Raw genomic sequence first — 25,180 nt, forward strand, 5'->3', positions numbered from 1 at the left:
GCCTGTCCGCCGTCGTCCCCGGTCTGCCGCCATCCTGGAACTCCCTCAAGATTACTGACGTTGCTTGGCGATGCATGATTTCCTGATCGATGTGCTGCGCCTCCGGCCGTCGCTGGCTGCCGCGATAGAGGTATCCGCGACACTGGCCGCCGCCCTCGGCCTGGCGCTGCTCGCCCATCGGATCATCGTAGCCATGCTGCGCCGGCTGACCAGCCGAACGCCCGGACGAGGCGACGACATGGTGCTCGCCCGCATGGCCAATCCAATGCGGTGGGTTCTCGCCGCGCTGGCGCTCAGCGTCACCCAGCGCGGCCTGCCCCTTGAACCTTGGGCGCAGGCACTGTGGCAGCAGGCGGCAGGATTCGTTCTCCCGGGTCTGATCGGCTGGCTCGCCATCGCGCTGATCCGCGCGCTCGACGATGTAACCACGATCCGCCACGACATCAGCGTCGCCGACAATCTGCGCGCCCGGCGGCGGCGCACCCGAGTCGCGATCCTGACGCGGATCGCGATCTTCACCGTTGTCTTTCTTACCGCTTGCATGATGCTGCTCAGCATTCCTGCGGTGCGCAACGTCGGTGTCACGCTGATCGCCTCGGCGGGGCTCGCCGGGCTAGCAGTAGGCGCCGCAGCACAGCCCGCGCTCAAGAATCTCATTGCTGGCATCCAGCTGGCTTTCACAGAGCCGATCCGGATCGACGATGTCGTGATCATCGACGGCGAATGGGGACGAATCGAGGAGATAAGGCTGACCTATGTCGTGATCCGCATCTGGGACGATCGCCGGCTGGTCGTGCCCGTCGCCAAATTCCTGGAGCAGAGCTTCCAGAACTGGACGCGGACGACGTCGGACCTGATGGGATCGGTGTTCCTCTATGTCGATCCCGCAGCCGACATCCCCCGCATCCGCGAGAAGGCGGGAGAGGTGATCGCCGCCAATCCGCGATGGGACCGGCGCTTCTGGAACCTTCAGCTGACCGACGTGAAGGAGGAGACGATCGAACTGCGCGTGCTGGTCACCGCGCACGACGCCGCGCTCGCCTTCGATCTGCGTTGCGACGTGCGCGAGGCGCTGATCGCCTTTGTCGCGAACGACATGCCCGAGGCGTTGCCCCGCCGACGACAGATGCCGGTAAACGGCGGCGTCACGCCACCGACTGGATCGCCCCTTCCAGCGCATCGGTGAAGCGCTTGCGCCACCAGAGCACATCTTCACGCTCGACATTGTCCATGCAGGCGCGCCAGCGCGCCTGGCGCTCTTCCAGCGGCATTTCGAGCGCCTGCTTGATCGCCTCGGCGATCTCCTCGGGGCTGTAGGGGTTGATCAGCAGCGCCTCGGTCAATTGCTCGGCCGCGCCGGCGAAGCGCGACAGGATCAGGACGCCGGGATCTTCCGGGTCCTGCGCCGCGACATATTCCTTGGCGACCAGGTTCATGCCGTCGCGCAGCGGCGTCACCAGCCCGATCTTGGCGGCGCGGTAGATCCCAGCCAGCCGATCGCGCGGGTAGCCGCGATTGACGTAGCGGATCGGCACCCACTCGACATCGGCATAGGCGCCGTTAATCCGCCCCGAAAGCGAATCCAGCGAGGCGCGAATCTCGCGATAGCTCTGGACGTCGCCGCGCGATGGCGGCGCGATCTGTAGCAAAAAGACCTCGCCATGCAGTGCCTCGTCGGTCTGCAACAGCCGTTCATAGCCGAGGAAGCGTTCCTCGAGCCCCTTCGAATAGTCGAGCCGGTCGACGCCGATGATCATGTCGCGGCCGGTGCTGCTCTGACGCGCTCGGTAGCAAGCATAGCGCGCGGCGGGGGACTCGGCCGCCTGCAGGAAGTTGGCGGTGTCGATTCCGATCGGGCAAGCCATCGCGATCACCGAGCGGTCGCCTACCGTCACCCGGCCGTCCTCATCGATGGTGCCGCCCATTTCCTGAAGCACATAGTCGTGAAAGCTGCCGAGCGAATCCTGGGTTTGGAAGCCGACGACATCATAGGCGAACAGCGTCTCGACCAGCTGGCGGTGGTTGGGCAGCGACAGCAGCAGCCGATAGGGCGGCCAGGGAATGTGCAGGAAGAAGCCCATCCGGTTCGCGATGCCGCGGTCGCGCAGATACTGGCCGAGCGGAAACATATGATAGTCGTGGACCCAAACGAGGTCATCGCCCTCGATCAGCGGCTCCAGCGTCTCGGCGAAGCGCTGGTTGACCCGCTCGTAGCCCTCGGCGAAGCCGCTCTCGAACTCGGCCAGATCCATCCGGTAATGGAAGAGCGGCCACAGCGTGCGGTTGGCGTAACCATTATAATATTCGTCGACGTCCTGCTCCTCCAGGTCGATCGTCGCGGTGGTGACGCCGTAATTGCGCTGCAGGTTGATATGGCCGGTGAACTGATCGGTGACTTCGCCCGACCAGCCGAACCAGATGCCGCTCGATTCGCGCAGCGCCGCCGACAGCGCGACCGCGAGGCCACCCTGGTTGCCGCCGCCCTCGCCGGTCGGCGGCTGGACGCGGTTCGAGACGATGACCAGCCGGCTCACCGCACCGAACTCCACGGCTTGCTGAGCAGCGACGCGCAGTTGATCATGCCGACCAGCGAATAGGTCTGCGGATAATTACCCCACAGCTCGCCGGTCGCGGGGTCGATGTCCTCGGACAGCAGCCCCGCGCGGGTGCGCCGCGACAGCATTTCCTCGAACAAGTCTCGCGCATCCTCTGTTCTACCCGTCAGCCACAACGCCTCGATCAGCCAGAAGGTGCAGACGTTGAAAGCGGTATGCGGCAGCCCGAAGTCATCCTCGGTCGCATAGCGCAGCATGTGCGATCCGCGCCGCAGCCCCTCCTCCACCGCGCGGAGCGTGCCCTGGAAGCGCTCGTCGCCGGGCTTCACGAAGCGCAGGTCGAGCAACTGGATCAGGCTGGCGTCGAGATCGTCGCCGCCGAAAGTCGCCGAAATGCGCTGCGTGTCCTCGCGCCAGGCGGCCTGCTCGATCCGCGCCCTTATCCGGTCGGCGCGGTCGCGCCAGAACAGTTCGCGCTCGGGCATTTCCAGCGCCGCCGCGGCATTGGCCAGCCGGTCGCACGCCGCCCAGCACATCGCTACCGAATAGGTGTGGACATGGCTCTTGGTGCGCAGCTCCCAAAGCCCGGCATCGGGCTTGTCGTGCACCGCCCAGGCATGCTCGCCCACCTTTTCGAGTGCGCGGAAATCCTCCGTCCCCGCCATGCGGTACAGCCGCCGGTCGAAAAAGGCCTGGGCGTTGGAAAGGATGATCTGACCATAAGCGTCGTGCTGAATCTGTTCATAGGCCTGGTTGCCGACACGCACCGGCCCCATGCCGCGATAGCCGTTGAGGCCGGGCGCGATCCGCTCCTCCAGCGTCTCCTCGCCGCCGACGCCGTAGAGCGGCTGGATGTGCCCGCCCTTGGCGTTGTCGACGATGTTGCGCAGATATTCGAGATAGCTTTCGAGCACGTCGAGCGCCCCGAGCCGGTTGAGCGCCTGCACCGTATAATAGGCATCGCGAATCCAGCAGTAGCGATAGTCCCAATTGCGTTCGGACCCGGCATGTTCGGGGATCGACGTGGTCAGCGCCGCGACGATCGCGCCGCTCTCCTCATGCTGGCATAGCTTCAGGCTGATCGCGGAACGGATCACCGCCTCCTGCCATTCGACCGGGGTCGCCAGCGCCCGTACCCATTTGCGCCATTCCTGCGCCGTATGCTCCAGCATCGTGTCGAGCGTATCGCCGATATCGCCGACGAAGCTCTCGTCAGGTCCGAGGAAGAAGTGCAGCGGCTTTTCGACCCGGAACAGCCGCTCGCTCTCGATCCAGCCGATCGGCGCGGAGGTGCTGAGCCGTAAAGTCGTATCGCTCAGCACATAGCGGATATGGTTGGAGCCATGCGTACGTACCGGATCGGCCGCGCCCCAGTCGAGCGCCGGACGCAGACGGACACGGATGCGCGGGCTTCCCGCCACCGGACGGACGATGCGGACAAAGGCGACCGGACGGTACATGCGGCTATGGCGGAAGTGGCGCGGGCAAAAGTCGGTCACTTCGATCGCATTGCCCGCGCTGTCGGTATGGCGGGTGACGAGGATCGGGGTGTTGCGCAGATAATGCTGCTCGGTCTCGGCGCGGTCCTCGATATCGATTTCCCAGAAGCCCCGCGCGCCTTCGGTCGAAGGCGGGTTGTCGTCGAGCAGCGAACAAAAGGCCGGATCGCCATCGACGCGCGGCACGCATGCCCAGACAAAGCGTCCGGCCCGGTCGACCAGCGCGGAGACCTGGCAATTGCCGATCGGCCAAAGGTCGAGCGTAGCGGTCATCCCGCCACATCCCATAGCCAGCGGCGCACCGCCCCGACGTCGGCGAGCGCGTGGAGCGCGGCGGTCTCGCGCCCGCCGCCGCCGACGATGACGCCGAAGCCGCCCATCTCCACCGCCAGCAGCAGCGCCGGTTCGTCGGTGAGGTCGTCACCGATCACCACCGGCAGGCTGCCCGCCATCGGCGCGTCGGCCATCAGCGCGGCGACCGCCTCGCCCTTGTCCCAGCCGGGCCCGCGTATCTCGACCATCATCTTGCCGGGCTGGACCTGCAATCCGTGACGCTCGGCGATCGCATGGGCGCGGCGCTTGACCGGTTCCTCCAGAATTGGCGCAACGCGATAATGCATCGCCACGCCGTGGCTTTTTTCCTCGATGATCATTTCGGGATGCCCTGCGCCATAGCTGCGCACCTCGGCGATCGCCGCGTCGAGCCCTGCCGGGCGCGGCGGCTCAATCAGATGGCCGTCACGGCGCACTTCGGCGCCATGGCTTCCCGCCATCGCAATATCGCGCGTGACCGGCCCGATCATATGGTCGAGCTGGTCGATCGAACGGCCGCTGACCAGCGCGAGCCGCCCTGGAAAACGCGCGCCGAGCGCGGTGAGCAGTTCGATCAGCTCGGCGTCGGCGCGCACCAGATCGGGATGATCGACGAGCGGCACCAAAGTCCCGTCGAAATCGATGAACAGGCTGTGCCGCGCCGGATCGATCGCGGGCGGTGGAGAAAGGACCGGTTGGTTGGGCCGGGACAGCATGTCATTCCTTCGCTGCAATAATGCCAAGCAGATCAAGCACTTCATGGCTCGACCGGGTTGTTGCCGGGGTGAACCGAAGGAAGGACGCCTGGGAGGCTCCCCGGTTCCGTTGCAGATGCGAAGGGATTTTCCGCAGTTTCGTCAGGATCGAAACGGCGCTGATCAAAAACGAAAGCACCCTCGGGCAAGGGAACCCGAGGATGCGTCCCACGCGGTGGAAATTGCCAGTCCGGCCGCGTGTATCTCGTCTGTGATATGGGTGCCTCCCGGGGCGGGTAAGGCTTGGGGGACCCCGGGAGGCTAGGCGGGCTTACTTCGCCGCGACCGAAACCCGGCTGTTCTCGGCAAGCTGGGTGCCGGCATTGGCCAGCGCCAGCTCGACCTGCGGCATCGCCCGGGCAACCGCGACCTTGGCGCAGGCTTTCGACTGCGTCGCCCCTGCGAGCGAGCGGTCCCCGGTTGCGTCGCAGACGCGCTTGGCGGCGCGCTCGACCCGGACGGTCAGCGCCTTGGCGCCATCGGCGCTGGCGAGGTTGAGGTCGTCATAATGGACTTGCGCCGTCTTGGTCGCTTCGGCGGCATAGGCCGGGAAGGAGACGGTGGCGGCGGTCGCGGCGGCTGCGGCGAGGGCGGCGAAGAGCTTGGTCGAGCGGGTCATGTCAAAATCTCCTGTTGTCGTCCGGGCTGGGGTGGCGACCTTCGCCCGGTAAAACTGTCTGGCGGCTGCCGGGCCGTTCGCTGCCGGGCCGCCGTTGAAAAACCTCTAGGGGAAGCGTCATTTTTCCGCATTCGAGGTTCGACCGACCGCGCCATTGCCTCCACAAAGGAGCAGGATGGCCGACGAACGCATTTCGGGAGTCGACGAACGACATTAGAGAGGGGGAACGACCCGCCGCCCGCGAATCAGCGACAGTTCGATTGCAACCAAACTGTCACATTTGTAGGGGGAGCCACGAACCGGGGATTCGCAACATTCGCCAGATAGCCGTCCTGCCCTACCGCACGACCGATGCGGGCCATGTCGAGGTCATGCTGATCACTTCGCGGGACACACGGCGCTGGGTGCTGCCGAAGGGCAACCGCATCAAGGGCCTGAAAAGCCATGAGGCGGCGAGCCACGAAGCCTATGAGGAAGCAGGCCTGGTCGGTATCGCCTGTCCCTATGCGATCGGCACCTATCAATATCGCAAGAACCGCAAGGACGGCACGTCCCGCCCCGCGATCGTCGACATCTTTCCCTTTTCAGTGACCAGCCAGCTCGACAGCTGGCCCGAGCAGGGCGAGCGCGAATTGCGCTGGTTCACGACCAACGAAGCCGCCGCCGCTGTCGACGAAGCTGAACTCAAGGACATCCTCTCCACCTTCCAGCCTCCGGTCTGGACTCCGGGCCTGGCCGAACGCCTCGTCACGGCCACCCGCCGCCACACAGCAGAAAGGTTCACCATCGTGCGCTGGTTCCAGGCATTGCTGCCCAAACAGGGCAGTTTCTTCGAGCAGTTCGAGGCGCATGCTGCGCTGAACGTGGCCGCCGCCGACGCGCTGGGCAAGCTGCTCCAAGGCGGGGCGGACATGCCCGTGCATTCGCAGGAGATCTTCGACCGCGAAAACGACGCCGACGACATCATCCGCGACGTCCTGACCGACGTCCGCAAGACGCTGATCACCCCGTTCGATCGCACCGCGATCACCAGCCTGATCGGATCGATGGACGACGCGATCGACCAGATGAACCAGACAGCGAAGGCGGTCATGCTCTACGAACTCAAGGAGTTCGAGCCGCAGATGCGCGATATGGCGGGAATCATCGTCGAAGCCGCGCGGATCACCGCCGACGCGATGCCGCTGCTGCGCGACCTCGGCCGCAATGCGGCGCGGCTGCACAGCCTGACCGAGAGAATCGTCAAGCTCGAAGGCCATGCTGACGAAATCCATGACGCAGGCCTGAAGGCGCTGTTCAAGGCAAAGGGCGACAAGGCGCCGATGGCGTTCATCATCGGCCGTGAGATCTACAGCCACCTCGAAAAGATCACCGACCGGTTCGAGGATGTCGCCAACGAGATCCAAGGTCTCGTCCTCGATCACGCCTGACGATCGCGACGATGGAACCCACCCTCGCCTTTCCGCTGCTCGTCGGCCTGATCGGGATCGCGCTCGCGTTCGATTTCCTGAACGGTCTCCACGACGCCGCCAACTCGATCGCCACCGTTGTGTCGACGCGCGTGCTCAAGCCGCACCATGCCGTGGCCATGGCAGCCTTTTTCAACTTCATCGCCTTCCTGTTCTTTGGGCTCCATGTCGCGGAAACGGTCGGCAAGGGGATCGTCCATGCCGACATCGTCAACGCGCAAGTGATCTTCGGCGCGTTGATGGGGGCGATTAGCTGGAACGTCATCACCTGGATGCTCGGCATCCCCTCCTCGTCCAGCCATGCGCTGATCGGTGGCCTGCTCGGAGCGGGCACCGCCAAGGCGGGGATGTCGGCTGTGGTCTGGTCCGGTGTGCTCAAGACCAGCTTCGCGATCGTCCTGTCACCGACCGTCGGCCTCCTTCTCGCGCTGCTGCTAGTACTGATCACCAGTTGGGCCTTCGTGCGCACCTCGCCCAATGTCGCCGACCGGCGCTTCCGCCGGATGCAGCTCATTTCCGCATCGCTCTACTCGCTTGGCCATGGCGGCAACGACGCCCAGAAGACGATGGGGATCATCGCGGTGCTGCTCTATTCGCAGGGGTTGCTCGGCGGCAGCTTCCACGTCCCCTTCTGGGTGGTGATTACCTGCCAGAGCGCCATGGGTCTCGGCACGCTGCTCGGCGGCTGGAAGATCGTCCACACCATGGGATCGAAGATTACCCGGTTGACTCCGGCGCAGGGCTTCTGCGCGGAGACCGGCGGCGCGATCACATTGTTCGCCGCGACCTGGCTGGGCGTTCCCGTATCGACCACCCACACCATCACCGGCGCGATCGTCGGCGTCGGCGCGTCGCGGCGGCTGTCGGCGGTCCGCTGGAACGTCGCGGGCAGCATCGTTATCGCCTGGGTGATCACCCTGCCCGCCGCAGCGGCGATCGGCGCGGGCTTCTATTTCCTGGCGGGGTTGTTCGGCTGAACCGCCCGCGCGGCAGCCCTTAGCGACATCACCGATAAAGAGGCGTAGGACCGGCGGGGCAATGTCCCGTCGCAGGAAGGCGCGCGCTCATATATCGGGCTCGGGCGATTGACATTGACCGGTAAGAATATCATATACTCATGAGTAAGCTAAACGAGGCTCCCATGATTCTTACGGATACCCAGGCCGCCATTCAGGAAGCGGTGCGCGCTTTCGCGCAGGAACAGATCCTGCCGCGCAGCCAGGCGTTCGAAGCCGCCAAAGCCTATCCCGACGGCCTGTTCGAGGAGCTGGCGGGGCTAGGGCTTATGGGCATGGTCGCTCCCGAAACGGCGGGCGGCGCGGGCGCCGACTATGTTTCCTATGCGCTGTCGCTGATCGAGATAGCGGCGGCCGACGGCGCGCTGTCGACGATCATCTCGATCCAGAACAGCCTGCTCGTCGGCGGGCTGCTCAAGGAAGGCAGCGAGGCCCAGAAGGTGCGCTTCCTGCCCGATCTGATCAGCGGCCGGATGATCGGCGCCTTCGCGCTGACCGAGACCGATGCCGGGTCGGACGCCGCCGCGCTGCGCACCCGCGCGACGCGCGTCGATGGCGGCTGGAAGCTCAACGGTGCCAAGCAGTTCATCACTTCGGGCAAGATCGCGGGTCTGGCGATGGTCTTCGCGGTGACCGATCCCGATGCCGGCAAGAAGGGCATTTCCGCCTTCCTCGTGCCGACCGACCGGCCCGGCTATTCGGTCGACAAGGTCGAGCACAAGATGGGCCAGGCCGCGTCGGACACCTGCGCGATCCGCTTCGACGACCTGTTCGTCGAGGACGACCTGCTGTTCGGCGAGGAAGGGCGCGGGCTCAACATCGCGCTCGCCAATCTGGCGCAGGGCCGCATCGGCATAGCCGCGCAGTGCGTCGGCATGGCGCAGGCCGCGCTGGAGATCGCGACCGCCTATGCCCGCGACCGCAAGAGCTTCGGCAAGCCGATCATCGAGCATCAGGCGGTGGGCTTCCGTCTTGCCGATCTCGCCACCCGGCTGGAGGCGGCGCGCCATCTCGTCCTCCACGCGGCGAGTTGCAAGGATGCCGGTCTGCCCTGTCTCAAGGAGGCATCGATGGCCAAGCTGTTCGCATCCGAGGCCGCCGAGGCGATCGTCTCCGGTGCCATCCAGACGCTCGGCGGTTACGGCTATCTCGAGGAATTCGGCCTCGCCAAGATCTATCGCGATGTCCGCGTCTGCCAGATTTACGAGGGCACCTCCGACATCCAGCGGATGGTGATCGCCCGCGCCCTCTGAACCCCTTTTCTGTCGAGGATTAAGACCATGAGCAACGACCCCGTCGTCATCGCCTCCTATGCCCGCACCCCGATGGGCGGTTTTCAGGGCGCACTGTCCGGCGCATCGGCCACCGCGCTCGGCGCGGCCGCGGTGAAGGCCGCCGTCGAGCGTGCGAAGGTCGACCCCGGCAAGGTGGAAAAGATCTTCATGGGTTGCGTGCTGCCCGGCGGTCTCGGCCAGGCTCCGGCACGCCAGGCAGCGCTCGGCGCAGGGCTGCCCAAGTCGGTCGAGGCAACCACCGTCAACAAGATGTGCGGATCGGGTATGCAGGCCGCGATCATGGCGCATGACGCGCTCGCCGCCGGTAGCGCCGACATCATCGTCGCGGGCGGCATGGAGAGCATGACCAACGCTCCCTATCTGCTCGCCAAGCATCGCGGCGGCGCGCGCATCGGCCATGACGTCATCAAGGACTCGATGTATCTCGACGGGCTGGAGGACGCCTATGATCCCGGCAAGCTGATGGGCGCCTTCGCCGAGGATTCGGCGCGTGACTATCAGTTCACCCGCGAGGCGCAGGACGATTATGCGATCCGCTCGCTCAGCCGCGCCAACGCAGCGATCGAGAGCGGCGCGTTCGAACGCGAAGTCGTCCCCGTCTCGCTGGAAACGCGCGGGGGCACCATCGTCGTCGACAAGGACGAGCAGCCCGGCAAGGCGCGCCCGGACAAGATTCCGACGCTCAAGCCCGCCTTCGCCAAGGACGGCACGATCACCGCCGCCAACGCCTCGTCGATCTCCGATGGCGCCGCCGCGCTGGTGATGACCCGCGAGAGCGTGGCAAAGGAGCTCGGCCTGCCGATCGTGGCCAAGGTGATTTCGCACGCCGCCCACGCCCATGAGCCCGGCCTGTTCACCACCGCGCCCGTCCCGGCGATGCAGAAGGCACTCGCCAAGGCAGGCTGGACGGTAGACGACGTCGACCTGTTCGAGGTCAACGAGGCCTTCGCGGTGGTCGCGATGATCGCGGCGAAGGAACTCAACATCCCCGCCGACAAGCTCAACGTCAACGGCGGGGCGACCGCGCTCGGCCATCCGATCGGTGCGAGCGGCGCGCGGGTGATCGCCACCCTGCTGGGCGCGCTGGAGAATCGCGGACTGAAGCGCGGCGTGGCGAGCCTGTGCATCGGGGGCGGCGAAGCGACCGCCTTCGCAGTCGAACTGGTCTGAGAAAGGGAAGTAGAGATGGATGTAAACGGCGTAGCAGCGGTCGTCACCGGTGGCGCATCGGGCCTGGGCGGCGAGACCGCACGCATGCTCGCGAGCAAGGGCGCGAAGGTCACGATCTTCGATCTCAATGCCGATGAAGGCGCGAAGACCGCCGCCGAGATCGGCGGCCATTTCGTCTCGGTCAACGTCGCCGACGACGCCAGCGTCGCGGCGGGCCTCGAAGAAGCCGAGGCGAAGCACGGCGTCGCCCGCATCCTGGTCAACTGCGCCGGCATTGCCCCGCCCGCGCGCGTCGTCGGCAAGGACGGCAGCCCGCACGGGCTCGACCTCTATCGCAAGGTAATCGAGATCAACCTGATCGGCACCTTCAACACCCTGTCGAAGTTTGCCGCCCGCCTGATCACCGCCGATCCAGTCGGCGAGGAGCGCGGCGTGATCGTCAACACCGCCTCGGTCGCCGCCTATGACGGCCAGGTCGGCCAGGCCGCCTATGCGTCGTCCAAGGCAGGCGTCGTCGGCCTGACGCTGTGCGCGGCGCGGGATCTCGCCCAGCACAAGATCCGGGTGATGACGATCGCCCCCGGCATCTTCATGACCCCGATGATGAAGGGCCTGCCCCAGGCCGCGCAGGATTCGCTGGGCCAGCAGGTCCCCCACCCCAGCCGCCTCGGCGATCCTGGCGAATATGCGATGCTGGTCGACAGCATCGTCCGCAACCCGATGCTGAACGGCGAGGTCATCCGCCTGGACGGCGCGATCCGGATGGCGCCGCGCTGAGATTTAGCCATACATCAATCCGCTCATCCTGAGTAGGGGCTGAGCTTGGCGAAGACCCGTATCGAAGAAAGTCCTTCGATACGAAATTTCGACAAGCTCAATGGCTACTCAGGATGAGCGGGCGGGTTAGAATATTCACAGCCCGAGAACCATGCGCACAGCCGCATCGATCTGCGCCGCGAACGCCGCATCATTCTCCGCCTCGTTCTTGCGCCCGGCCTTCTCCAGCAGAAAGCGCTGGTGACGGTCCCCCATCACCATATGCATGAACGCCTCGGCGCGCAGCCGGGCGTCGGTCGCACTCATGACGCCGGACAATATATTCTCGATCACCGCGATCGATCGCGCCGGGCCCACATCGTAGAAGTCGGCACCGAGCTGCGGGAAACGCTGCATCTCGCCCAGCAGCATGCGATAGAGATCGAGCACATGCTGCTCGCACACAGCGCGGACGAATACCCAGCCAAAGTCGGTCAGCGCGGCGCGCGCCTCCTCGACGTTCGCGGCGGGGGGATGATCATCGACCGCGTAGATCTGGGCGCAATGCTGGTTGATCGCCGCCAGGAACAGCGCCTCCTTGTCCGCGAATTTGCGGTAGATCGTCATCTTGGAGATGCCCGCGCAAGCGGCGATCCGGTCCATCGACGCCGCGGCGAAGCCTTCCGCCTGGAAAACCTTGAGCGCAGCATCGAGAATCTTGGCGCGCGTCGCAATCCCCCGGTCGCGCCGGGCGTCCCCGGTGCCCCCGGGTACGGTCATCTCCTCCTGACGATAGGCCATAGGCTCAGTCTAGCTTGGGGCGCGGGGTGAAGGCCACTTGCACTTCGGGGATGTAGCAATAATCGCCGCCGCCGAACTGATAGACCGGTTCGCCCGATATGACATGCATGTCGGGCATCGCGTCGAGCAGTTCCTCCAGCAGCACCTTCATCTCCATGCGGGCAAGCGGCGCGCCGGGGCAGACATGGATTCCGAAGCCGAAGCTGAGATGGCGGCTGTTCTCGCGATCCATGTCGAACTGATCGGGATGATCGAAGACTTCGGGGTCGCGATTGGCGGCGGCCCAGCCCATATAGAGGTCCTCGCCGGTCGCGATTTCGGTGACGCCCACTTCGACCGGCTTGGTGGCCCGGCGGAAGAAACCGTAGAAGGGCGGACGCAGCCGCAACACTTCCTCGATCGCGCGCGGGATCTGCGTCTTGTCCGCACGCAGCCGGTCGCGCAGCGCCGGGTTCGAGAAGACCTCGTAGATCATGCTTGCCATCGCCGAAGTGGTGCTGTGATGCCCCGCGCCCAGGAATGCCGCGAACAGCACGACATAATCATCGTCGTCGAGCGCGCGGCCCTCGACCTCCATATGGGCGAGTTCGGTCATATAGTCGTCGCGCGGCGCGCGCTTGCGATCGTGGATCTCGGTCACGGTGACCTCGCCGAATTCGGCCTGGCGCTGGCCGAACAGCTCGGGCTCGCCCTGCGCCGCGAACATCGCGATCGCCCGCTTGCGAATTTCGGGGACATTCGCCTCGTCGACGCCGACCATGTGGCAGATCGCCTCGGCCGGCACCGGCTCGGCGATCTCGCGGACGATGTCGCAGGTACCACGCTCGATGAAGCTGTTGATGTGCTTCCTGATGTCGGCGCGCAGGAAGGGCTCCATCGATTCCGGCGTCTTGCTGGTGATCGCATTGTTGAAAATCGCGCGCCAATGGGCGTGCTGTGGCGGGTCCATCTCCAGCGCGGGCACCGGCTTGCGTGGCAGCATCGGGCGCAGCACCTGCGGCGTGGACGAGAAGGTGCGATAATCGGACATCGCCTTCCGGACGTCCTTGTAGTTGAGCAGCATGTGGAAGCCGTCATGCTCGTCGCTCCATGGCAGGGTCGCATTGCCGCGCACCGCCTCGAACAGCTCCAGGCTCTCGGCCGGTGGCGTGGTATAGCTCGTCCACCCGCTGGTGGCGGTCTTGTCCTTGAGGCTCATGCCGCATCCTCCCAGAAAGACTCTAAAAGTGAGTCCAATATCGTCTTTGCCGCGCGGAGAGCTTGAGCTTTTCGAATCGCGACGGTAACTCTGTATACACTTAAAAAGATATGTGACTATAGAGTATCAATTGTTTCGCGCATTTTTTCCGCGTGAAAGGGTATGTGATGAGCGAAGCGAAAGAAGCGCCGACCGATCTTGACCAGTTCGGAATTTTGACCGGGTTCGGCTCGGTCAGCAATGCGCCGGGGCTGCCCGCCGGGTTCGGCGATGTCTTCCAGAGCTACGCCGTTCCCACCAACGGGATAAAGCTGCACGCGGTGATCGGTGGGTCGGGACCACCGTTGCTGCTGCTCGCCGGATGGCCGCAAAACTGGTTCGCCTGGCGCTATCTGATGCCGGTGCTGGCGGAGGACTTTACCGTCATCGCCGTCGATCCGCGGGGCGCTGGTCTCTCCGACAAGCCCGATGGCGGCTATGACAGCGACGGCCAGGCCGCCGACATGCTCGCGCTGATGGACAGCCTGGGCCATCAGCGCTTTGCCATGGTCGGCCACGATATCGGCATGTGGACCGGATACTCGATGGCTGCCGACCGGCCCGACCGTGTCGCCCGCATCGCGATGGGCGAGGCGCTGATCCCCGGTCTCTCGCCCTCGCCCCCGCTGATCCCCGATGGCCGCTGGCTCAGCGACTTGCTCTGGCATCACAATTTCAACCGCGCGATCGGCATCAACGAGGCGATGGTGCGCGGGCGCGAGCGGCTCTATTTCGGCCATCAGTTCGCGACCAAGGCTGGCAAGACCGATGGCGTCGCACCCTATGCGCAGGACCTTTACATCCGCCAGCTCGAAGACCCCCGCGCGCTGTGGGCCAGCTTCGAATATTATCGCGCGCTCGACGACTCGATCGCGCAGCACCGCCGCCGCAAGGACGCGGGCAAGCTCGTGCTTCCCGTCCTCACCTATGCCGGGGCGCTGTGCTGCGGCGAGATGATCGAGGGCGAGATAGGCCCCATCGCCGGCGATGAATACCGCGCTATCGTCATCCCCGACTGCGGCCATTACCCCGCCGAGGAAAAGCCCGACGACCTCCTCGCCGCGCTCCAGCCCTTCCTAGCGCCTTATGCCAAGGGCTAAGCCCTCGGCACAAACCGCAGTGGCATCTGATCGACCATCAGGCGCGGCCAGCCGGTCCGCCTGATCGGCCCCGCCACCGAGAAATTCTCGGTCCGCGCCAGCAACTCCTCGGTTACCACGCGCATATCCATGCGGGCGAGCGACGCGCCGACGCACTGGTGGATGCCGCGCCCGAAGGCGAAGTGGCTCTTGCTCGTCCGATCGATGTCGAACTTGCCCGGATCGGTCCAGCGCGCCGGATCGACATTGGCGGCACCCCAGTGGAGCAGCAGATAGTCGCCGCGCTTGATCGCCTGCCCTTCGACCTCGCTGTCCTCGACACAGCGGCGCGCCATCGCCTGCTGCGGGGTGTGGAGGCGCAGGCTTTCCTCGATCGCGTCGGGGATGCGCGACGGATCGGCGCGCAGCAGCGCCTGGAGCGGCTGGTCCTTGGCAAGCTGCAGGATGAAGCTGCTCAACGCGCCCGAAGTGGTGTGATGGCCGCCGAGCATCAGCGACATGAACAGGCCGATCACCGTGGCATCGTCGAGCGGCTTACCGTCGATCTCCGCCGTCGCGATCCCGCTCACCACATCGTCGCCCGGATTGGCGCGGCGATCAGCGACGAGCTTACCCATATAGGGCAGGAACGCGCCCAGCATCGCCATCGGGATCGGCTCTTCGTTCGATTTGAGCAGGCCGCTGGCATTCTGGCGGTCCATGTCGGTCGCCCATTCCCAGTGGAAATGCCAATCCTCGTCGGGCACCGCCATCAGCTTGCACAGCAGCCGGATCGGGAAGGGGAAGGCAATCGCGGCCGAGAAATCGGCATCGCCCTTGGCTATCATCGCATCGATCATCTCGATCGCGATCGGGCGGACACCTGCCTCCAGCTCACGAATGCGCGACGGCGCGAAATAGGGATTGAGCAGCCGGCGGATCGCGCCATGCTCGGGTGGATCGGCCTGCAGAGGCAGGACCCGCGCACCCGATATCGCGGTGTGGCTGCTGAACACGCTGGCATTGGTCGCCACCGCCTGGACGCCTTCATGGCTGAACACGCCCCAGAAACCGTCGCCCGAATCCTTCTCGATCCGCGCGACCGGCGAGCGGGTAAGAACCTCTTCATAGGCGGACAGCGTGGTGTCGGTGCGATCGGCCTCCAGATCCTTCCAGACCGTCCGATAATCCCATTCCATCATACACTCTCCACCAAAGCGGGCCGCGCGACTGCAGCCTGCGATATCAGTGAAAACTGTATCCAGAACATTATTCAAGTCAAGAAGTTATAAGACTATCACTTATGGGGTGCGAGGCCGTGAATGATCAGTTCGAACATCGCGTCGAAATGCTCGACGGGGTGATAGCCGGGCTCGAAATGATGGCGGTGGAGCAGGCCCGGGATCAGCCCCATGAACATCATCGTGGCGATGTCGACATCGACATCGGCACGGATCTCCCCCGCCTCGGCCGCCTCCACCACCAGCTCGTGGACGACCCGCCGTACCCCATGGAAGCGGGAGGCCAGCATCTCGGCGAACTGGCCATCGCTCTGCGGCCCTTCGCGATAGAACAGCAGGGCGGTCATCGCCGGAATCTCTTCGACCAGTTCGAGGTTGGCGCGCAGGGTGCGCTGCAACCGCTCCAGCGCGGTGCCCGGTTCCTTGCTTGCGGCGGCCAGCGCGGGAAAAACCCGCTCGCCGACCTCGTTCATCGCGGCGATCCAGATATCGGCCTTGGTCGGGAAATGCTTGAACAGAGCGGCCTGGCTCAGGCCCACACGCTTGGCGATCGAGACCGTCGTCACCCCCTCGACGCCCAGTTCGTGCAGCAGTTCGAGCAGCGCGGCCACCACCTGGGCGCGCCGTACCCCGCCCGCCTGGCGCGGACGACGCGTAGCCTTTTTGATCGGCGCGGTTTCGGCTGTCATCGTCCCCCAGCAGGTTGTCGCGGGCCCGGCCGCGCAGATGATCGATAGAGGCTTTCGATCATCGGCTCAATCGGTGCGGCGCAGAAGCGCCGCGCCCGCGTCGCGCGGCAGTCGCCACAGGTCGATCAGACCCAGCATCCCGACCAGCGCGGTCGCGACGAAGGCGAAGCGGAAATCCCCGATCATCGGCGGCTCACCGGCCCGCCCGCCCAGCCACACGCTCAGATTCAGCAGGCTCGCACCAAGCAGGACGCCGAGCCCCAGGCCCAGCTGGATCATCATGCTCGACAGGCTGTTCGCGTCGGCCTGCTGTTCGGGCGGCACATCGGCGAACTGGATCGCGGTCAGGCTGGTAAATTGCATCGAACGGAACGCACCCCCGGCGAACAGCACGACCGCGATCAGCCAATGAGGCGCCGCCGGGCTCAGCGTAGCGCAGGCGGCAATCGCCAGCGCGGCGAGCACACCGTTCAGCGTCATCACTCGCCAGAAGCCGAAGCGCTTGAGGACCGGCGTCGTAACCGTCTTCATCGCCAGGTTGCCCGCAAACATGAACAGCACCAACCCGCCCGCGGTGACCGGATCGGCATAGAAACCCACCTGGAACAGCAATGGCAGCAGCAGCGGCATCGCGCCGATCGCCATGCGCTGCAGCGTGCCGCCATAGACGATCACCGCGAAGGTCCGTACCTTGAGCGGACGCAGATCGATCAGCGGGTGGGGATGCCGCATGAAATGACGGATGCTGAGTGCGCCCAGCGCCAGCCCGCCTAGGGTTACGGCCAGCGCGATTCCGCCGTCCTGATGACCATTGCCTAGCGCATCGATGCCGAAGACGATCAGCATCAGCGCCGCGGTGCTAAGCAGGAAGCCCAGCATGTCGAGCGGCCTATGGCGCGGCTCGCCCAGCTTCGCGGGGACGATCGCCAGCGCCAGCGCGACCGCCGCGATGCCCAGCGGGATGTTGATGATGAAGATCCAGTGCCAGGACAGATATTCGACGATCAGGCCGCCCAGCGGCGGGCCCAATACCGGCGCGATCAGGCCGGGCCAGACGATCGTCCCCATCGCCCGGATCAGATCGCCCTTGCCCGCCATGCGCAGCACGATCAGCCGGCCGACCGGCACCATCGCCGCTCCCGCCATGCCCTGCAGCAGTCGCGATGCGGTGAACGCCCAGAGGCTCGTGCTCGACGCGCAGAGCAGCGAAGCGAAGGTGAACAGTCCGATCGCGCTGGCGAACACCGTCCGCGCGCCGAAGCGGTTGGCGAGCCAGCCGCCGATCGGGATGAAGGCGGCGAGCGCCAGCAGATAGGCAGTCATGCCCAGGTTGAGCGCGACCGGCCCGACCCCGAAGCTGTGCGCCATCTGTGGCAGCGCGGTGGCGATGATCGTGCCGTCGAGCATCTCCATGAAGAAGGTGCCGGCAACAAGAAAGGTGGCGGCCCGCGCGGTAGACCGCGCCGGAGCCGCCACAGTGGAGGAAGCATTGTCGGGTCCGGCGGCGTCAGGCATGCGCCGCCGGATATTGGCCGTTACCGAAGATCAAAGCCGAACCGGAGGCCGATCTGCCGCCCACGCGACCGGAAGCCGCTGAGCGCCGCGCCGAGCCCCGGGGCGGGCGTGCCATAGTCGAGCAGCTTCTTGTCGGTGAGGTTGCGGGCGAACAGCGCCGCGTTCCATCGGCCGTCCTCCGCCTTGACGCCAAAATGCGCGTCGAGCTGCGCATAGCCCTTCTGCTCCTGCAAGGGTTCGTTATTGGTCGACGCGTTGTAGTGCGACCGCGCGAACAATGCGAAGCCGCTGGTGACGATCAGATCGTCGGTGACCGGCCGCTCATAGTCGACGGTAACCGTCCCGGTCCACTTCGACGAAAATTGCGTCGGGGCGCCCGAAAGATCCTGCGAACAGCCCGCCTCGCCGCCATTGGCGATCTTCTGCGCGACGGTGCAGGGCTGGCCCGGATAATCGAGGTAGCGCGCCTTGAGATAGGCCGCCGACACGCCGATGCGCAGGCCTTCGACCGGCGCATAGTTCACCTCCGCCTCGACCCCCTTGGTGCGCGCCTTGCCGACATTGGTGACGACGAAGCTGGCGACCTGGAAGGACGACGCCTGGAGGTCGGTGAAGGTCGTGTAGAAGGCCGACACCGCATAATCGAAGCGGTTGTCCTCGGTCACGCCCTTGAAACCGATCTCGAAGGACTCGGCCTCTTCCGGCTTGAAGCGGGCGCCTGCCGGGGTCGGCCCCGGCGGGGTGCCGGTGTAGAAATAGTCGATGCCGCCGGCCTTCTCGCCCTTCACATATTTGGCATAGACCTGGTTGCGCGGGGCGAGCTTGTACTGCAGCACGACCTGCGGCTGGAAGGCGCTGTCGCGCGCCTTGATCCCGGTATAGCTGTGCGGGGGCACGCCGTTGCCGAAGATGAACAGCCCGTCGAAGGCGGGATTGGGCGACAGCGCACCGACCCCCGTCTTGAAGGTCTTGCCGGGCACGACATTGCCCGCGACCAGCGACTGATCGGCATTCTTGCGGACCGATGTATAGCGTCCGCCCATCTCAATGCTCAGTTCGTCGGTCAGGTGATAGGTGACGTCGCCGAACAGCGAGTAGCTGTTGGCCGTCTGGTCGAACAGCCCGTTGAGCGCGAAAGGCGGCAGCACGAGGCCCGGCGGCAGGGTCGGCGTCAGGTTGAAGTCGATCGCACTGGCGACCTTGAAGGTGTCGTGCTGATAATAGCCGCCCAGCGTCAGGTCGACCTTGCCGAAGCTGCCCGAATAGCGAAGCTCCTCGCTCAACTGCTTGTAGCGATAATGGAGATAGGCGTTGAGCACCGGCACCGGTGCCGGGGACGGCGTCGAATTGGCGAACTCCAGATCCCGATAGGCGGTGGTCGAACTCAGCGTACCGCCCGCCACGTCATAGGCGATGTCGCCCTGCCAGGTCATGCTGTTCACGGCGTTGAACGCCTTGGCGAAGAAGGGCGCACGGTTGTTGTCGGCGGTGATGCGTCCGTCGAGCTTTGTGTCGGGCAACGGCAGGAAGCTGAAGATCGACGGGCTCATCACCTCGCCGCCATTCCCATGGTCGCGCAGGTGATGATATTCGGCCTTCAACGTCACGCGAAGATCGTCGGCGGGCTTGAACAATACCGTCGCGCGGCCCGCGTAATTCTCGGTGGTGGGACCATATTTGCCGGTCAGCATGTTATACACCTCGCCCCGGCTGAGATCCTGATAGAGGCCCGCGAGGCGGACACTGACCTTGTCGTTGACCGGTGCCGTCACCCCGCCCTGCACGACCAGCTCGTTGTTGGCGAAGTCATAGGCGGCCGATCCGTTGGCCGTAAAGCTGTTGCCGGGCTTGCGGCTGGTGATGTTCAGCGCGCCCGCGGTCGAGCTGTTGCCGTAGAGCAGCACCTGCGGTCCTTTCAGCACCTCGACCCGCTCGACGTCGAACAGCGGCAGGCGGACGTCCTGGTCGCGGCCGTAGGAGACATTGTCGATGAACTTGCCGACCGCCTGGTCGAACGAGATGCTGTTGCCGGTGCCGAAGCCGCGGATCAGCGCGAAGGGCAGGTTTGCGCCGCTCGATACGGTCAGGTTCGGCACGCGGACGGCGAGATCGACGACCTGGGTGATCTTCGCCTCGGTCAGCTTCGCGCCGCCGATCGCGCTGATCGATACCGGCACGTCACGCAGATTCTCAGTGCGCTTGCGGGCGGTGACGACGATTTCCTCGAGGCCCGAAGACGCGCCCTCGTCGGCGGCAGCCGCCACATTGTCCTGCGCCTGCGCGATGCCGGGCGCGGTCAAGGCGATGAACGCGATACCGGCCACCAGTCCGGCTCGATGAATGGATTTGCGCATAGATGTCCTCCCCGTGGCTGTCTCGCCGGTTGGGCGACCGCGCCCGAGCGCGGCCGACACTCGATCTTGGTGATCGTAGTATCACTTATGTGTATACAGATTAAGTGATAGGTCAAGCACCAAGACGTGCGGACGCGACGTTCAGCGCAAAATTCGGAAAGTCTTCCGAACCTCGTCGATGAAGAACTCCGGCTGTTCGAGCGCGGCGAAATGGCCGCCGAGCGGCGGGCGCCCATAATGGATCAGGCGGCTGAACCGGCGCTCCATCCAACGCCGCGAATTGCGGATAATCTCGCCGGGAAAGCAGCTATAGCCGGTCGGTAGCGCGATCGGCGGCAGGTTGGCGGACGGCATGCCCATCTGCTGCAATTCCCAATAAATCCGCGCCGACGAGGCCGCCGCATTGGGCAGCCAGTAGAACATGATATCGTCGAGCAGCTCGTCGCGGCTGATCACCGCGAACAGGTCGCCGTCATGATCGACGGCCTCCTGGACCTGTGAATAGATCCACGCCGCCTGTCCCGCGGGCGAATCGGCCAGCGCATAGCCGATCATCTGCGGGCGCGTACCCTGCACCGCCGCATATGCGGACATGTCGCGGAAATAATGGGCAGTCCGCTCCAGGAAGCCGCGCTCCTCCTCGTCCGCCTCGGCTACTTCCTCGGGGGTCGGCTGAAAGAAGGACAGGTTGAGGTGGATACCGATGCAACCCGGCAATTCCATGCGGGCGATCGTCTCGACCACCGCGCTGCCCAGGTCGCCGCCCTGCGCGAACCAGCGATCATAGCCCAGCCGCGTCATCAGCGTCACCCAGGCGGCGGCGATGCGCGGGAAGCTCCATCCGGTCGCGGACGGCTTGTCCGAAAAGCCGAAGCCCGGCATCGACGGTATCACCAGATCGAACGCATCCTCGGCCTTGCCGCCATGCGCGACGGGGTCAGTCAGCGGCCCGATCAGCTTGCGAAATTCGAGGATCGATCCGGGCCAGCCATGGCAGAGCAGCAGCGGCATCGCATTGGGCTCGGCCGAGCGGATGTGCAGGAAATGGATGCCCAGCCCGTCGATCTCGGTCCGATACTGGCCAAGCCCGTTGAGCCAGCTCTCGCAGCGCCGCCAGTCATATCCGTTGCGCCAATAATCGCACAGCGCCACGAGCGCCTCGGGCGGCGGCCCCTGTCGCCAGCCATCGACCGTCGGCGCTTCGGGCATCCGCGTCGCGGCCAGCCGCTGCCGGAGATCCTCCAACTCCGCTTCGGGCACAGCGAGGCGAAAAGGCGTGATGGCGTCGGTCATGATCTCTCCCGGAGCGGCATCCCGCCGCATTGGCGATGGAGCTATTACTTATTGCGAGAAGGTGCACCCACTTTTTACCATTCACCGTCACTCGACCTGTTGGGCGAGGCGCGCACTCGGTCATCCTTCGGCCGTCGCCGAGGGGCTGGCGCCCCGCAAGTTATAGCCTTATTACTTTTCCCGACAAGTGCACGCACTTTGACGACATGAGAAGAGAGGATTTCGATGCGCAACATGATCTGGGCGGCATTGCTGATGCTGCTGGGCCTGACGCCCGCCATTGCCGCCGAGCCATCGGCTGCCCGCACCGAAGTCGTCCTGCTCGGCACGGCCGGCGGCCCGCTGGTGAACATCCATCGCGCTCAGCCGTCGAGCATGCTGATCGTCAACGGGACCGCCTATCTGATCGACGCGGGCGATGGCGTGACGCGACAGCTCGCGCTCGCCGGGCGATCGTCGGCCGATGTGAAGGCGGTGTTCCTCACCCATCTCCACGCCGATCACAGCGCGGGGGTCGCCAGCTTGATCGGCTTCCGCTGGTCCTTCGCGGCGAACGGTGCGAAGCTGCCGCCGCTCGCCATCTATGGCCCTCCGGGAACCCGCGAACTGCGCGACGGCGCGCTCGCCTTCCTCGAACCCTCGACCCGCATCTTCCGCGCACAGGCGCCGGTCGCTCCGCCTATGGCCGATATCGTCACCGCGCAGGACGTCGCGCCCGGCATCATCTACAAGGACGAGAACATCATCGTCACGGCGGTGGAGAACTCGCATTACGCCACGATGCATCTGCCTGCCGCCGGGCACGGCGCGGACCGTTCCTATTCACTCCGCTTCGAAACCCCTGACGGATCGGTGGTGTTCACCGGCGACACTGGGCCCGGCGAATCGCTCACCCGCCTGTCACGCGGCGCAGACCTGCTAGTCAGCGAGATCATCGACATCGACGGCATGCTGCGCTTCATCGAGCGCAGCACGAAGCTGCCCGAGCAGGCGCGCGCGCCGCTGATCGCGCATATGACCGAGGAGCATATGGCCGCCGACGCGCTCGCCCGGCTCGCCAGCGATGCGGGCGTGAAGCGCGTCCTGCTGACCCATTTCGCCGCTCCCGCCGCTTTCGCTCCGCCCCCCGGTGCGCTCTCCGCCGCCGTTCGTCGTGGCTATCGGGGGCCGGTCATCGAGGGCGCGGACCTGCTTCGCATCGCGCTCGATCCCAAGGCGACATTTTAGTGATAGCTTTATCACTTTCTCGCTGCTAAACAGTGTGTACAGTTATTCGCGTGATAATGGAGCGAGGGGTATGACTTTATTGTGGGAGCCCGAAAAGGCTCTGGCCGATGTGGCGACGGGCCAGGCCCCCGATCACAGCGCCGCCTATGCGGCGCTGCTGGCGAAGGGATCGGTCGCCCGATACAGCAAGGGAGAGGGCCAGGGCACCTGGGGCATCTTCAGCCATGCCGAGATCGAGAAGGCGGCGCTCGACACCAAAAGCCTGAGCAATGTGACGGTGCCGCCGGGCACGCCCCGCATCCTGCCGCTGATGGCCGATCCGCCCGAACATGGCGCCTACCGCCGGCTGGTGAATCCCTTCTTCGCACCCAGCAAGATCAGCGCCGCCGAAGAGGTCATGCGCCCGATCGCCGCGGAGATGATCGATGCGCTGATCGGTCAGGGCGATGCCGATTTCGCCAGCTACGCCTATCATTTCTCGACCCAGACGCTGTGCCGCTTCCTGCGGGTGACCGCCGACTGGCGCATCTACAACGACTGGTCGTCGGAGATGGAGCGGCTCACCGGATCAGGTACGGCCACCCCGGGTTCGTCGCTGCCGATGGATCATTTCCTGAAGGTCGTCCCCTATATCCAGGATCTGATCGACGATCGTCGCGCCAATCCGGGCGACGACGTCGTCAGCGGCTTCATCGCCGGCGAGATCGACGGGCAGAAGCTCGATGATCAGGCGGTCACCGGGCTGATCATCGCGCTGATCCTCGCGGGGCGCTCGACCACCGCGAGCGGCATCGGCAATTTCGTCCGCCGCCTCGCCACCGATCGCAAGCTGCAGGATTTTCTGCGCGCCAACCCCGATCGCATCAAGGACGCGGTCGAGGAAAGCCTGCGCATCGAATCGCCGCAGCAGGAGATGCCGCGCATGGCGGTGCAGGACATCGAGGTCGGCGGCGAGACGATCAAGGCGGGCGACAGCGTCTTCCTCAACTATGGATCGGCCAACCTCGATCCCACCCGCTGGGAAAATCCGGACGTCTTCGACATCGACCGCAAGTCGAAGCTGCACTTCGCCTTCGGACGCGGCATCCACCAGTGCTTCGGCGCGCCGCTCGGCCGCATGCAGATGCGGGTGACCGCAGAGGAACTGCTCCGCCGGACGACGGCGTTCGAACTCGCCGGTGATGTCGAGCGCCATGTCTGGCCGCGCCTGTCGGTCGAGAAAATGCCGCTGCGCTTCACCGCGGCGTAAACCGTACACGTCACCCCGGGCTCGACCCGGGGTCCCGCTTCTTCCTTTCCCGCGCTGGGAGAAGAAAAGCGGGATCCCGGGTCGAGCCCGGGATGACGGAGTAGGTCAGGCGAAGAAGCGCCCCATCCGCTCCGCCACCCAATCCGGATTATCCAGCGCGAAGGTGTGCCCGCTCCCCGGCACGATGTCGGTCGCGATATCGCCCGCCACCTGCTCGACACAGGCCAGCGTCTGCGCCTGTGGAATGCCGCGCTCGCCACTCAGCACCATCACCGGCATCGGCAGCTTCGCAGTGAAAGCCTCGCGGTTCGCCTTCCCGTCGGCGACCATCGTCCCATAATGCTGGAAGCCGCCGCGCATCCCGCCGGGCGCGGTATAATAGGGCAGGAAGTCGCGCTGCGCGGTCTCGCCCGCATCGGGCGAGGCCGACATCATCGACATGGTCGGCAGCAGATAGGCGGCCTCCTTGCCCTCGGTCAGGAAGGCGGCGAGATCGACCTGCGCCTGGAAGCCGAAGTGCCAATAGCCGCCAGTCGCCGGGTTCATCAGCTCCTCCAGCCCGAAGCCCGGGATCAGCGACTCCGCCAGGATCAGCCGCTCGACCTCATCGGGATGGCGCGACGCATAGGCATAGGCGACCATCGTCCCGATATCGGTGCCGACCAGCCGGATGCGATCGAACCCCTCGGCCTGGACGATATGGCGGATATCCTCGGCGACATCGGTCTTGGCATAGCCCCCATCGGCCCGGTCCGAATCCCCGCAGCCGCGCAGGTCGGGCGCGATTACGCTGTACCCCTGCGCTGCGAGCAGCGGCATCAGCCTGCGCCACAGCGCCCATGTATAGGGCCAGCCATGGACCAGCACGATCGCGGGCCCCTGCCCGCCCGCGACATAATGGATCCGCACGCCGTCACGCTCGGCAAAGCGATGGGTGAAGTCGTCGAGACCCTCGACCGGGCTCCCGGCTGCGGGGGCGGCGGGCTGCGCTGCGCTCATGACGAAAATTCCTTTAGGTACATTTTGTTCGTGACGATATGATAGGAAGT

21 protein-coding genes are annotated in these 25,180 nt (G+C 65.3%); 9 read left to right on the forward strand and 12 right to left on the reverse strand.

From position 1 onward, the window contains the following. Positions 1-70 precede the first annotated feature (70 nt). Entirely contained in the window at positions 71-1,186 is a 1,116-nt protein-coding gene (locus ASE00_RS16420) for a mechanosensitive ion channel family protein (protein WP_056382261.1), read from the forward strand. Here ASE00_RS16420 and ASE00_RS16425 read toward each other — a convergent pair. The 4 genes from ASE00_RS16425 to ASE00_RS16440 form a co-directional block, all read right to left on the reverse strand. Further along, the gene (locus tag ASE00_RS16425; protein ID WP_235538719.1) at positions 1,146-2,534 is read right to left on the reverse strand and encodes an alpha,alpha-trehalose-phosphate synthase (UDP-forming); all 1,389 of its coding nucleotides are present in this window, start codon (positions 2,532-2,534) and stop codon (positions 1,146-1,148) included. The genes ASE00_RS16420 and ASE00_RS16425 overlap by 41 nt on opposite strands. Then, a complete protein-coding gene (locus ASE00_RS16430; protein ID WP_056382264.1) occupies positions 2,531-4,327 on the reverse strand; it encodes a glycoside hydrolase family 15 protein in 1,797 nt (598 codons plus the stop codon). The genes ASE00_RS16425 and ASE00_RS16430 overlap by 4 nt, the downstream gene beginning before the upstream one ends. Beyond that, positions 4,324-5,082: a trehalose-phosphatase gene (gene otsB / locus ASE00_RS16435; RefSeq protein WP_056382266.1), complete on the reverse strand. Its 759-nt coding sequence runs from the start codon at positions 5,080-5,082 to the stop codon at positions 4,324-4,326. Before otsB ends, ASE00_RS16430 begins: the two co-directional genes overlap by 4 nt. 310 nt (positions 5,083-5,392) lie before the next feature. Beyond that, complete coding sequence (locus tag ASE00_RS16440; protein ID WP_056382270.1) at positions 5,393-5,740, reverse strand: UrcA family protein; 348 nt, start codon at positions 5,738-5,740, stop codon at positions 5,393-5,395. Positions 5,741-6,054: 314 nt separating this feature from the next. Here ASE00_RS16440 and ASE00_RS16445 point away from each other — a divergent pair, with 314 nt between their 5' ends. The 5 genes from ASE00_RS16445 (at position 6,055) to ASE00_RS16465 (ending at position 11,467) form a co-directional block, all read left to right on the forward strand. Then, positions 6,055-7,170 (forward strand): DUF47 family protein, encoded by a 1,116-nt coding sequence (locus ASE00_RS16445; protein ID WP_056382636.1) that lies wholly within the window; start codon positions 6,055-6,057, stop codon positions 7,168-7,170. An 11-nt stretch (positions 7,171-7,181) separates the two neighbouring features. Continuing rightward, positions 7,182-8,186, forward strand: coding sequence for an inorganic phosphate transporter (locus ASE00_RS16450; protein ID WP_056382272.1), 1,005 nt, complete (start codon positions 7,182-7,184; stop codon positions 8,184-8,186). 164 nt (positions 8,187-8,350) lie between these two features. Further along, on the forward strand, positions 8,351-9,478 hold the full coding sequence (locus ASE00_RS16455; protein WP_056382274.1) for an acyl-CoA dehydrogenase family protein: 1,128 nt from the start codon (positions 8,351-8,353) through the stop codon (positions 9,476-9,478). A gap of 27 nt (positions 9,479-9,505) precedes the next feature. Then, positions 9,506-10,690, forward strand: a complete 1,185-nt coding sequence (locus ASE00_RS16460) for an acetyl-CoA C-acyltransferase (RefSeq protein ID WP_056382276.1) — start codon at positions 9,506-9,508, stop codon at positions 10,688-10,690. 15 nt (positions 10,691-10,705) lie between these two features. Continuing rightward, positions 10,706-11,467, forward strand: a complete 762-nt coding sequence (locus tag ASE00_RS16465) for an SDR family NAD(P)-dependent oxidoreductase (protein WP_056382278.1) — start codon at positions 10,706-10,708, stop codon at positions 11,465-11,467. 135 nt (positions 11,468-11,602) lie between these two features. Here ASE00_RS16465 and ASE00_RS16470 read toward each other — a convergent pair whose 3' ends face one another. Both ASE00_RS16470 and ASE00_RS16475 read right to left on the reverse strand, forming a co-directional pair. Beyond that, positions 11,603-12,247 (reverse strand): TetR/AcrR family transcriptional regulator, encoded by a 645-nt coding sequence (locus tag ASE00_RS16470; protein WP_056382280.1) that lies wholly within the window; start codon positions 12,245-12,247, stop codon positions 11,603-11,605. A gap of 4 nt (positions 12,248-12,251) precedes the next feature. Then, the gene (locus ASE00_RS16475) at positions 12,252-13,445 is read right to left on the reverse strand and encodes a cytochrome P450 (protein WP_056382282.1); all 1,194 of its coding nucleotides are present in this window, start codon (positions 13,443-13,445) and stop codon (positions 12,252-12,254) included. A gap of 167 nt (positions 13,446-13,612) precedes the next feature. Between ASE00_RS16475 and ASE00_RS16480 the strand changes: the two genes are divergently transcribed. Beyond that, complete coding sequence (locus ASE00_RS16480) at positions 13,613-14,584, forward strand: alpha/beta fold hydrolase (protein WP_056382284.1); 972 nt, start codon at positions 13,613-13,615, stop codon at positions 14,582-14,584. Here ASE00_RS16480 and ASE00_RS16485 read toward each other — a convergent pair. The 5 genes from ASE00_RS16485 to ASE00_RS16505 form a co-directional block, all read right to left on the reverse strand. Next, entirely contained in the window at positions 14,581-15,765 is a 1,185-nt protein-coding gene (locus tag ASE00_RS16485; protein WP_082594760.1) for a cytochrome P450, read from the reverse strand. The genes ASE00_RS16480 and ASE00_RS16485 overlap by 4 nt on opposite strands. Positions 15,766-15,860: 95 nt before the next feature. After that, positions 15,861-16,493 carry a TetR/AcrR family transcriptional regulator gene (locus ASE00_RS16490; RefSeq protein WP_056382288.1) on the reverse strand — a complete coding sequence of 211 codons (633 nt, stop codon included), beginning with the start codon at positions 16,491-16,493 and terminating at the stop codon, positions 15,861-15,863. A 66-nt stretch (positions 16,494-16,559) separates the two neighbouring features. Continuing rightward, positions 16,560-18,008 carry an MFS transporter gene (locus ASE00_RS16495; RefSeq protein ID WP_082594762.1) on the reverse strand — a complete coding sequence of 483 codons (1,449 nt, stop codon included), beginning with the start codon at positions 18,006-18,008 and terminating at the stop codon, positions 16,560-16,562. 20 nt (positions 18,009-18,028) lie between these two features. Next, complete coding sequence (locus tag ASE00_RS16500) at positions 18,029-20,362, reverse strand: TonB-dependent receptor (protein ID WP_056382291.1); 2,334 nt, start codon at positions 20,360-20,362, stop codon at positions 18,029-18,031. A 141-nt stretch (positions 20,363-20,503) separates the two neighbouring features. Further along, entirely contained in the window at positions 20,504-21,655 is a 1,152-nt protein-coding gene (locus ASE00_RS16505; RefSeq protein WP_056382293.1) for an epoxide hydrolase family protein, read from the reverse strand. A 225-nt stretch (positions 21,656-21,880) separates the two neighbouring features. Here ASE00_RS16505 and ASE00_RS16510 point away from each other — a divergent pair, with 225 nt between their 5' ends. Together ASE00_RS16510 and ASE00_RS16515 are read left to right on the forward strand one after the other, a co-directional pair. Then, the gene (locus ASE00_RS16510; protein ID WP_056382295.1) at positions 21,881-22,882 is read left to right on the forward strand and encodes an MBL fold metallo-hydrolase; all 1,002 of its coding nucleotides are present in this window, start codon (positions 21,881-21,883) and stop codon (positions 22,880-22,882) included. A gap of 70 nt (positions 22,883-22,952) precedes the next feature. Beyond that, a complete protein-coding gene (locus tag ASE00_RS16515) occupies positions 22,953-24,131 on the forward strand; it encodes a cytochrome P450 (protein ID WP_082594764.1) in 1,179 nt (392 codons plus the stop codon). A gap of 105 nt (positions 24,132-24,236) precedes the next feature. Here ASE00_RS16515 and ASE00_RS16520 read toward each other — a convergent pair whose 3' ends face one another. After that, positions 24,237-25,130 (reverse strand): alpha/beta fold hydrolase, encoded by an 894-nt coding sequence (locus ASE00_RS16520; protein WP_056382299.1) that lies wholly within the window; start codon positions 25,128-25,130, stop codon positions 24,237-24,239. Positions 25,131-25,180 lie beyond the last annotated feature (50 nt).

Source organism: Sphingomonas sp. Root710, from assembly GCF_001429065.1.
In the GTDB taxonomy this organism is placed as follows: Bacteria; Pseudomonadota; Alphaproteobacteria; order Sphingomonadales; family Sphingomonadaceae; genus Rhizorhabdus.